The sequence below is a fragment of the Candidatus Dependentiae bacterium genome, assembly GCA_026389015.1.
In the GTDB taxonomy this organism is placed as follows: domain Bacteria; phylum Babelota; class Babeliae; order Babelales; family Vermiphilaceae; genus JAPLIR01.
Genome location: JAPLIR010000019.1, coordinates 23,042 through 33,829 on the forward strand (window position 1 = coordinate 23,042; position 10,788 = coordinate 33,829).

6 protein-coding genes are annotated in these 10,788 nt (G+C 41.1%); 1 reads left to right on the forward strand and 5 read right to left on the reverse strand.

The window, feature by feature from the left end:
* Positions 1–54 precede the first annotated feature (54 nt).
* A complete protein-coding gene (locus NTX86_03285) occupies positions 55–3,969 on the reverse strand; it encodes a hypothetical protein (protein MCX5922325.1) in 3,915 nt (1,304 codons plus the stop codon).
* 249 nt (positions 3,970–4,218) lie between these two features.
* Here NTX86_03285 and NTX86_03290 point away from each other — a divergent pair, with 249 nt between their 5' ends.
* A complete protein-coding gene (locus NTX86_03290; protein MCX5922326.1) occupies positions 4,219–4,386 on the forward strand; it encodes a hypothetical protein in 168 nt (55 codons plus the stop codon).
* Here NTX86_03290 and NTX86_03295 read toward each other — a convergent pair.
* The 4 genes from NTX86_03295 to NTX86_03310 form a co-directional block, all read right to left on the reverse strand.
* Complete coding sequence (locus NTX86_03295; GenBank protein ID MCX5922327.1) at positions 4,343–6,382, reverse strand: hypothetical protein; 2,040 nt, start codon at positions 6,380–6,382, stop codon at positions 4,343–4,345. The genes NTX86_03290 and NTX86_03295 overlap by 44 nt on opposite strands.
* A gap of 31 nt (positions 6,383–6,413) precedes the next feature.
* The gene (locus NTX86_03300; GenBank protein MCX5922328.1) at positions 6,414–8,021 is read right to left on the reverse strand and encodes an endonuclease/exonuclease/phosphatase family protein; all 1,608 of its coding nucleotides are present in this window, start codon (positions 8,019–8,021) and stop codon (positions 6,414–6,416) included.
* Between the two features lie 418 nt (positions 8,022–8,439).
* Entirely contained in the window at positions 8,440–10,005 is a 1,566-nt protein-coding gene (locus NTX86_03305) for an AAA family ATPase (GenBank protein ID MCX5922329.1), read from the reverse strand.
* Between the two features lie 102 nt (positions 10,006–10,107).
* On the reverse strand, positions 10,108–10,788 hold a 681-nt coding region (locus NTX86_03310), incomplete at its 5' end, for a hypothetical protein (GenBank protein ID MCX5922330.1).

A 10,788-nucleotide genomic window follows, 5' to 3' on the forward strand; every position in this document is an offset into this window, starting at 1 on the left:
CGAGGAACAGCAAGGAGTGAGTTGTGGGCCCCGTGAGGAGCCCGCAACGATAATTTATTTTATAAAGCTTTCGACTATTGTATTGGTTATTGTTTTTGCAATAGCTTCTATATTTTTAAATGGGTCGGTGATGTCGATGTCCATTTTCATTGACATACTTTGACCGACTAAGACTAAGCTTAATTCCACATTGCCCAGTATTCCCTTTTCAATTTGTTTGAGGCTACCGGAATAGCGGATTTTTTGTACATCAACCAGCCCTAATACGCCTCTGTTAATGAATTGTTTTGCACCTTCGAGCATGCCTACTGTTGCAACTTTGGTACCAATTAATACGCCGGTGCCTGCTTGTTTGCCAACTTCTATTGTGCCAACGGCAGTTTGCTCGGCAGCATCTAAGGTTTTATTTGCTGCATCCAATGCTCCTTGAGCGGCTGATTTAGAAGCCAAGAGTGTTCCAGTTGAAGCTTGTTTTGCACCCTCAAGAATTCCTTGAGCTACCAGTTTTTTGGTGAAAACATCGCCAAGCTGTTGCGTGAAACCAGCTAGTTTACAATCTATGTTGTTAAGCGTATCAGTCGCGCTATTAACATCAGCTTGTGCTTTTTCTATAGCATCTTTTTCTTTTTTAATAGCATCATCGATGGCACTCAGTGACTTTTTAGCGTCATCTACTTTTGCTTGAGCTGTTGCGATGCCGGCTTGCACTTGTGCTTGTGCTTTTTCGGTTTGTTCTCTCACTTCTTTTTCTGCGGCCTCGAGTGCTTTTTTGACTTCTTTTTGCGCTTGGTCAATACCGACTTCTACTTGATCACGTAAGTATTGTAATAAGTATTGTTGAAAGCAAGCGTCTACTTTAAAATCAAAATCAGAACTCGTTATGTTTCCTTCCGATTTACCTTTCAGGCGAACGGCAAGAAGAGGTTTATCTGGTTGGCCTTGTTTTTTGTATTGTGCTTTACCCAATGCAGTTATGAAGTCGAAGGCAACGCCATCGCTGCTAATATCCATGCATGATTGTGTTTCAAAAACTTCACCAAGTTTTATTTTACCAGAAATGAAAAGCTGTTGTTTTGCCAGTGCTAACGTCATGCTCATGAGTGGACCACCAGCAAAGCGTGCTGGAATACAAGCACGTGGATTTTTGGTTCCTTCCTTGTGTTTTACCGGCGCTGTTGGGTTGGTGCTGAGGTCACAGGCAGACACTTTCATATCAACACTACAGCTGCCATCTACTTCCATATCAGATTGCGTAATTTCCAACGGCCCGAGATGAACCGGTGTACAATAGGCTTCAGCTATCAGGCCGTCTTGTGACGCATTAATGTTACCGTACGCTTCAAAACCGGGGAAGAATATACCGCCGCGCAAGGTGAAACCACGTTCAAAAATCAGTTCGCCAATAGAAGTTGTGTTGGGCACAATGTAAATTTTAACATCTCTGATGCCAATGCGCGGTAGTTTGTCGCCGTTGACTTCGTGCCCTATCGTTTTTGTTGCGTATTGAATGATATCACCAAGGGTGAGTTCTGCCTGGTCTTTTTCCAAAGGAGGGCACGTTTGTTTTGGTTCGTTAGTGCATTTTTCTGTTTTTGGGTCACAGGCTTTGTTTTTTAACTCTCCATAGAGGACAAAATCATTCCCTCCACCAGCAAGAGGTAGTTTCACATACAGGGCAATTTGTTTTTTGCCGACGACAATTTCGCCGCCAACACCAAAACTTTTTGGTCCCAATTCAAACACCGTAAGTAGGTTAGCGTCAACTTCAGCAGCAACATTTCCAAGCTCGAGTCCACTGATGCCAAACGGATTTTTCCAGAATCCGAGCATGGTGCCAGCTATGCTAAAGTCTGCAGCTGCAGAGAATGATATGCGAACCGTCAGGTTGAGTGGATCATCATAAGGGCTTGGCTTTACTATAAAGGTCGTTAACAAGGCAAATGATGGTACGGGGTTACCGGCAATTTCTAATTCGAGACTTCCTAAGGTGCCCTTATCAGAGAGTTTAATACCAGCGCCGCCAATTTGTGCGGTAAAGCGTGACTCGATAGGGTTGGCAGCTATGTAACCGATGAGTGATATAGTAGTGCCTTCTTTGCCAGCAAATTTACCAGCGGGAGCGAGTTGACCACTCAAGGTTGTTTTGGATACAAAGTTGAAACCTTTTCTAAAGGTATGATCTTGCTCGGTATCGTGATAATCAGCGCTACTGAAGATGAAGCTGAGGTCGTCAAGCTTGATATCATCAAAGAGCGTGCCTTTCAAGCCGCTAACGCCGTCAGATAATTTCCAATTTACCGGTGCTTTAACTTTAAGAACTTTAGCGCCTTTGCTCGTGGCATCAAATTCACCTTTGAGCGGCACGCCAAAAAGCGTCAGTGTGCAGTTCAGGTGTATTTCATATCCTTCTTTATTTTTTTCAAACGAGAAGGTCGGATCTTTTAATGCAATATCTTCAACATAGGGCACGTTGAGTGATGCAAATGGTTTGATTTCTTTTTCTAGAAGTGCCGCTTGTGCTACAACTTTGCCATCTTTTCCTTTGCTCAACGTAATCGTGGTTTTGTAACCTTTGATGTCGGCTGCGCCGATTAAGGAGAGGCTTTTGTCTGCGCTAGAGAATTTAAGGGTAATACTTTTAATATCAATACCAGCAAATTCAATATCTTGTTTGATGCCGCTCGAAAACACAATGCCTTTTTGATCAATGGTGGCGGAAATTTCTGTATTGAGGGTGCCGATTTCGGGGAAGTCGATTTTGCCCGCGCCGCCAAGGGTAAAGCTTTTTTTACCTTTGGCCAGATCAGCACTGATAATGGCACTGTCGATGGTACCAATAGGTAGTGTTAATTTTTTGGCTTCTGCCTTGAGAGATTTTTCACCTTTTGAAGTAAAGGTACCGTTAATGGCGATGTCTTGGTCTTGTAATTCTTGAATGTCGTCTAAACTTGCAACGCCTGCAAGGTTAGCTTTACCGCTAATGAGTAACGTACGTGGGCGTTCAGGGCGCAACTCTTTTTTGGCAGTAAAGTTTTTAATCATCAATTTGAATGATGAGAGTTTACCTTTTTCAAGCGGTGTGCCTCTGATTGGTGCAATGATATCCACAAGGTCGACATCTTTGAGTTCTGTCCATGCGTTAGTAAAACCTTTGCCAATCTCAAGTACGATTATTACATCTTGTTTGAGCATTTTGGTGGTCATGACCAACTTAGTTGGTTGTTTTTTTTCGAGTACTAGGTCAACCGAATTTATGGTGGCTGTTTTGCCGGGGATTAATTCGAGTGTAGGTTTGTTGGTGAACGAGATACCGAAGGTAACTTTGGTATAGACTTTTTTCTTAGGTTTTTTTGGATCAGCGGGAGTAGTTTCTGTTGCAGGGGGCTCTTCTGTTGTTGTTCCAGGTCCAGATTTTAGGTAGACGCTACCTTTTTTGCCAAATAATGTTGCATGAGCTGTGTACCCGAGGTTATCCTCTACCAGTCTCATTTCACCATCATTAAGGACTAGTGGCCCAAGTGCTAAATCAGAATTTCTTTTTGGTAAGTAGGTTTTGAAACCAGATACTGTTTTTCCTGCTTTATCTTTTTCTTCAAATAAAGAAAGTTCAAGGGTTCCCAATACAGGAATTTCAAGAGAGATACTCAGTTCTTCTGGCTCTTTTGCTGCTGCGGCTCCAGAAGTTTTTTTCTTTGGTAATACCGGCGGTTCATCAACGGGTTCATCAAAAGTGAGAATCCAATCATCATCATCACTGCTAGGTGTTGTTGAAGATGACGGTTTTGATGCGCTTGGTTCTATTATAGGTTGCGTTGATGTAGGTGCAGGTGGTTGTGCAGGTGGTTCTTTATCAAGTGCGATTGACCAGTCGTCATCGCTCATTGCCTGTAGGCTGATTGGTGAACTTAAACTTAGTAAGAGAGCAGTATAAAGACCAAGGCTTAACAGCCACTTTAATTGACGTTTCATCCCCATTCCCCCCAATTTCCCCGTATAAATTCAACACGTGAATTTTTATCCCCATACTATATCTTGGTATAATTAATGGTTGGTTGTAAATAAAAAAGGGAAAAGGGTTGTTTTTGCTGGGATAGCAAAGGAAAAGGGGTGCATTCGCCGCGGGCACAATACAGCATTATTTTGGTATCTTTGTAAATTGGTAATTTGATTTACAATTTACAAAGATGCTTGTTTTTAACCATAGAAAAGGGGGATTTTATGATTTCAAGAGATGTAATGCCGGCATTGCTTACGTATGTTACGCAGTATCCAGTTATTGTTATTTTTGATTCGCGACAATTGGGGACAGCTACCTTGGCGCAGGCAACGTTTAATAACAATTTTATGTATTTTTTGCTGCTTTCATCTTTTGATCAAGCTTTGTAAATAACGTATCTCGCGCTTTCACAAATTGTTTGTGCTTCTCAGGAATATAGGCATGTACGGGAAAGATATCAGGACCCTTTACAGGATTCTTGGTGTCTTCATCAAGAAGCATATAAAACTGATGGTCATTCGAGTTTTTAATTTGTGATGGGTCAGTACAGAGTGTTGAGCGAATTTTTTGAAAGTTAACTGTTTTTTTATTGTTTACCCAAACTGGTTCTAAGCGTGCATTCCAATCGGTGGGGAATACTTTGCCAGCCCACTTGGCAGGTAATGAAAAAACAAGCATGTGACCATAGTTATTGGGGTTAGCTTCGTTATGGAGTTGTGCAAGTGCATCGAACTCGTTTTTGTGTTCTTTGTAACATTGTGCAAGCAGCGTTTTGTTTTTTTGTAACGTTTCGCGATACTCCTGATTGTTATACTTTTGATTGTACATGGTGAGATCAAAATTATTAAAAAGAGATTCTGTTGAATACTGTTTGCTCTTTCCTTCGCTCCAATCAAATCCGTCCATAAACATCTGTGCTGTGCAGTAGGAGAAGGTTCCTGAATTACCAAATAAAGAGGCGTTTGCGTAGATGCCATCGTCTTTACTGTGAGTCCATTTAGTTTTTGCATTATCAAAACGCAGAATACGTTTATTTTCGCCAATCCGTTCATTTTCAGGAACTGACAAGTTATAGGCCATTCCTTGAATCTGAGATAAGTAATCCCATGAATATCCTGGTTCCCTTGAAGATCCTTGATTGTGAATAAGAGTAACATTGCCTTTTGCGGCTTCTTGTCTTTCTATTTTTTGAATTCTTTTAAAAGCATTAAGCACATTGGGGTCTCTTGCTGGCTTTGGGTAATGCAAGAGCATTTGAGCAACAACGCCGCTGTTTGCGCAAATATGCTTATCGGTAGGAATGGCATCATGATTAGTGGTGGTGCATTGTATGTATTTATTCATGAAAAATGGTCTATCGTTTCGTGCTACTCGGGAAACAAACTTTTTCAAGCTTGTTTCGTTTTCGTATTCAGCAAGTTTTGCATCGGCTTCCTGCTCCGGGGTGAGCTTGTTGGTGTTATCTTGTATTAAAAAGTCCAAAATGTTTTCTTGGGGATTTCTTTGGAATCGTGTGTCTGCTTCTGCTAAATCTTGAAATTGCTGTTTTTGCATTTTTGTTATGGTAATTGATTGTTTTAATGGTTTTCTTTCAAGGTGTGGCAGGCTTCTGAGTGCGATTATGAGTCTAGCCTGTTCTTTTTCCAGTAGATCATAACACCATTCCATGGTGGCAACTGATGTTGTGCTGAAGTTTTTTAGAGTAAAATCGATGAGTGGTAGCTCAAACTTTTTGAGGGCTTGTACAATGTTTTCATGTATAAGCGGCAATTGTCTTTTGTTAATAGCAGCTGATAATAACGTTATGGCTGCATGGTATTGATTGTCGTTTTGTATGATATGGACAATTGCTTCAATCTCTTGAGCATCTTTGGTTGTCATATGGCTCGTAGCGTAATCAATAAATTTTTGTTGTAGCTTTTTATCGTTGCGATAGGTAATGAGACTTTTTTTGTTAAATTCAATCTTGACGGTAGCGGGGAGACTGTCTTCTTGTCCTTGCGCATGAGCAACAGTTTTATTATTAAGGCCGGCAAAAAGACCGGCGCCGAGTATGCCACCTAAATACCAAAACCTGTTATTTGATTTATTGTTTTGGTCATCCTTTTTGGTGGTGAATGGGCGAGATACTGCATTGTTGGCAAAGGTTGGCAATAATGGTTTGTGCGTGTTTGCGAAGGAAGAACTTGTGGGCATAAAGTTTTTGTAACTCGTCGTCGACATTGATTGCCAGTTAACTGATGGCTTCATTGAAGCCATGTTTGTTGTAGCAAAACGTGAGCTCAGCGTTGGTCTCAACGCCGCCAAGCGTGTCATCATGGCATGCGATTCAGGCGCTATATTTGTTAACAATAATAGGGTGATAACTAGTTTCTTAACGTTCATGATAACCTCGTTTTTTAATAACCTTATATTTTTATTCTTTAACTTTTACATCCATAATGACCGGTAAATGGTCGCTTGCCGAGCTGTAATACGTGTGGCATCCGGCGATTGGTAGATCCCATTTTTTATCGAGATACATAAAGTCAACGGCGGTACCACTCCATACGGTGAACTTGGGGCATTGTTGTTTGTTTTTAGTAAAACAATCCTGAAATTCATTGTTTTCTAATGTTGCTAACGCTTTGGTTTGTGTTTCCATGCCAGTTCTTTGTTGATTTGATGCATTGAGCAAATCCCATACTTTTGCATTGCCAAAAGTGTTATGGGGAATCGTCCATTGGTAATCTCTAGAACGTACGGCATTGCAATCGGCGGCAATCATGCAAGCTCCAGGTTGTTGAACGATGGTGTCCACCAGTTCCTTAACTTCTAGTTCTCGTCGGTTTTCGGTTTCGTCATACACATCAAAGTGGGTACCATAAAGCGTGACTTGTTTATTCTGTGGTAGCTTGGCGGTAACGTTAACATAGCAACGTTGCTCACCCTGACATTTTTTATCAGCATCAAATGTTTTTATGACTGGTTTTTTAGTCAGAGGATATTTGGAAACAATCATGTTACCAAAAGGATGTCCGCCATGGTCTGCTGCTTTTGCAAATCCTGACCATGTACAAATATAACCAAGTCGTTTGAATGATTTTTCAATACGTGACCAATCAAAAACCGAAACTTCCTGGAGTACCAGAATGTCGGCATTAATATCTTCTATTACCTGCATAATGTTACCAAAATTCCTTTTATTATACGCGTCGTACCAACTGTGCACGTTATACGTTGCTATGCGGACGGTGGTATCGTTTTTCACATGTTTTGGAATATCATTATTTTTATGGGCAAGTTTCTCGCAATCTTCGACAAAAGATTCGATCATCATATGTCGTGGCATACAATAGCCTTTGGTTATTGCTTCCCACATAGAAGCCGGTGGCGTATCTTGTGTGCCATCAGATGCATATGCTACATCGCTGTTAAGGCCGTACAGAATGGTTGCACCCAATATCCCAGCGAGTGAGCCGAATCGGTATTTGCTCTTAGGCTGTTGTTCTTTTTTACCATCGTCATTTGATTTTTTGTCTTTTTCTTCTTGTTTAGTCGTAAATAAGCGTGATGGTGTATTGCTTTTAAATGTCGAATTATGCCTGCCCTTCGAAGCTTTCTCCTTCGCCAAGGCTTCAGAGAACGGGTCAGCGAAGTAGGGGGCAAAGGTTGGCAATAATGGTTTGTACGTTGTTGGCATGTTGGTTATTGGAGTAAACGTTTTGAGGGCTGTTGCCTGCGTAGGTTGCCAGCTTGTAGTCGCAAAGCGGGGTGCCATTGTTGTAGCCATAGGCCTGCCCGAAGGCTTGTCCGCCGTCCTGTCCGCCGTAGCCTTGGCGAAGGAGGAAGCTCGAAGTCCGACGTAGCTGAAAAGCGAAGACGGATTAGTAGCGTAGCCTGACGGAGCTGAAAGCGAAGACATGGTAGCAAGACGTGAGCTTAGTGCGGGCTTCAAGGCCGCCAAGCGTGCCATCATAGCATGGGATTCAGGCGCTAAGCCTGCTAATAACAATACGGTGAGAATTAGTTTCTTTATGTTCATAATAACCTCTCATTTTGAACAGCTATGTTTTAAAGTTTTATTATATATTCAATACTACTTATCAAAAAATAAATGTCAATCTGAAATGTTTAAAGTTCATGGATTATAGTTAAAAATTAGGGGAGGGGGTATTTTTACCCTGGAGAGGGGATGAGCTATTTGCCAATATAACTGGTCATTTAACCCGGGAAATGGGTTTTAGGGGTATATTTGGGGCATTCTATGGGGTTAAGGTGAAGGCCGGGGGGGCTAGCCTAAGAAAATGGGGGATTTTGAACCAATGTGGGTTAAGGCATAGTCAGTTGCTCAGTGAGCAATTCGTACTAATTTGTACTAAGTGTAAACCACTTCCAGCATTGAGGCAGGATATGTGTTAAAACAGCTTTGCATTTAGTACTGATCTAATGATTTTTTTGCATTATTTAAGTATTACGTTTTTGGTAATATACTCAAGTTCCAGGTCGTCATCAGTGCGGTTGAATGAAACGCCAACCATGATGATCTTCTTATTCTTATTACGATATTTCTCGTAATATTTTTTCTGTTCAATCTGTTCCAAAGCGACCTTAGCTGAAGCATTAAACTTAAATTCAAAAATGTGAATATATTTTTTGGTAATGATGGTTACGTCAATGCGCCCTTTATCGGTGGCTACTTCAGATTGTACATCGAGCCCCAGCAGGTTGCCCATAAACTGGAAAAGAGAATGATAATATTTTTCTTGTTTGATATGTAAATGGTACGGGATATTCGCAAATAATGTTTTTAAGTAGTCAAAGAAGGTTTCTAGATCGTTGCCATCGAGGGCATCTCGCATGTTGAAGATGTAGTTATCTACATCCGTTTCCTCGTGATAGGTGAAGATTGACATCAAATGCTTTTCAAAGGAGATTGCCACCTCTTTGTTAGGAAAGCCCAGTCGGTATTTTCTGCTATTAACGTCAAAAGCTTTAATGGTGAGATACCCTGTTTGAAAGAGTAGGGTTACCAGAGGTATACTTTCGATATTAAAGGTGCCCAATGAGCTAACGCCGATTTTACCTGTTGCAATATTTTCAATCGATTTATATTTATCACGCAACATAGCCACTAAAAATGATGGCGTGCCTGTCTCGAACCAATAGTTTTCAAAAATGCCGCTATCAAGGTAGAGAAGCACAGAAAAGGGATTGTACACGAGAATATTTTTTGATGAAAAGCGATAGCCGTCATACCAGATTTTTATTTGTTGTACGATATCCGCAAAAGGTATTTGTTGTTCCTGAGCAATCGCGGTGATATGTGGTTCAAAAAATAAGACGATTTCATCGTCAGTGTAGCCTAATAACGAGGCGCCTTGTGGAGTGTTACTGATATCTTTTAAGTTATTGAGGCCAGAGAAAATGGATGTTTTAGAAAATTTGGTAATACCGGTTAAAAAGACAAACTGGAGGTAAGCATCTAAACTTTTTATGGTTGTATAAAAACTTTTTAGTATTGCTTGTTGTGCTTTGGCTGTTACTTTTTCGTGCAAATGAGTAAGGATCGGATAGTCGTATTCATCGACGAGCATTACTACTTTGCTGTGTTGAGCTAGTTGAGTAACAAGGTCTTGCAGCGCTTCTTCGGGACTTTCTTTTGCCAGGGTTGGCAAGCCATGTTCTTGGGCAATATTTGCCATGCGCCGTATTAAGCTGTCGCGCAATTCTTGCGGTGTAGCATGTGGTAAGCTTGAAAAATCAATATGAATGACGACATGGTTATCCCATGCAAATTTTTGATTAGTTTTGCCAATCCATAGATTCTTGAATAGTTTTTGATTGCCGAGAAAAATTTCTTTGAGGGTAGAAATCAGGAGTGATTTTCCAAAACGCCGTGGGCGTGACAAAAAATAATATGAGCCGGTCGTAATAAGATGGTATATCTGTTCTGTTTTATCAACATACACACAATCTTGTTCGATAAGCTTGGCAAATGTTTGTATGCCTATGGGAAGCTTTTTCATGATACCTGCTTTTTTTTACTTAATAATGATTCTAAAAAGCAGCATACGCGATGACAGAAAAAAATAATAGGGATGCAAAGATCTTTATGAGGTTCTCTTGTGTTATAGTAATGCCTCTGGATATTCTGTGCACAAAGCCTCAAGGCTTCCTGCTTTTTGTAGTTCTTCGCAGAATTGCTCAAGCCCTTTTTGGTGGTAGTCGTTAAACCTCACCACGGGTCTTTTAGAGACAAGGAACTGCTTAATTTCTTGTGGCGTTAAGGTTATGCCGGCTTTGTTACCCAGGTGTGCCAGGTAAGCAGCAACCGTTACCGCACTGCGGCCCTTGCCAGCTTTGCAATGCACATAGGCGAGTGTATGCGGTGTGGCATCACGGTGTTCAAGGTCATATACTGCTTTTACCAAGTCGATGAATGCTGGTGGCCCAGAGTCGGTAGTTACATAGGTGAAAGCTTTGAGTTTTTTGGGATTATTTTTAACAAGTTTGGCAAGCCCGGACCAATTACGCTCAAAAGGGCGGTTCAGGGTATAGACCTTAATAATAGCAACGTCCGACAGTCCGAATTCGTCTCTGAGTTTTTGTATATTGGTTTCTTGTGATGGAATGCTGCCAAGCATGAGGGGTGATTTGCCATCGCTGATACGGGTAATGATACCTCGTTGATTTCGTTCTATGTAGACGTCATTTATGAGGGTATCAGTAGGTTTTGGGGCATCGGTTATACGGTTGTAATTAAATTTTTTGTCAAAGTTATTAGTAGCCATGCGTCCAAAAGCAGAAAC

What these genes read in the sequence shown, in the direction of transcription:
- NTX86_03285 (MCX5922325.1), bottom strand. Translation starts at nt 3,969, where the DNA reads ATGAAACGTCAATTAAAGTGGCTGTTAAGCCTTGGTCTTTATACTGCT.
- NTX86_03290 (MCX5922326.1), top strand. Translation starts at nt 4,219, where the DNA reads ATGATTTCAAGAGATGTAATGCCGGCATTGCTTACGTATGTTACGCAG.
- NTX86_03295 (MCX5922327.1), bottom strand. Translation starts at nt 6,382, where the DNA reads ATGAACGTTAAGAAACTAGTTATCACCCTATTATTGTTAACAAATATA.
- NTX86_03300 (MCX5922328.1), bottom strand. Translation starts at nt 8,021, where the DNA reads ATGAACATAAAGAAACTAATTCTCACCGTATTGTTATTAGCAGGCTTA.
- NTX86_03305 (MCX5922329.1), bottom strand. Translation starts at nt 10,005, where the DNA reads ATGAAAAAGCTTCCCATAGGCATACAAACATTTGCCAAGCTTATCGAA.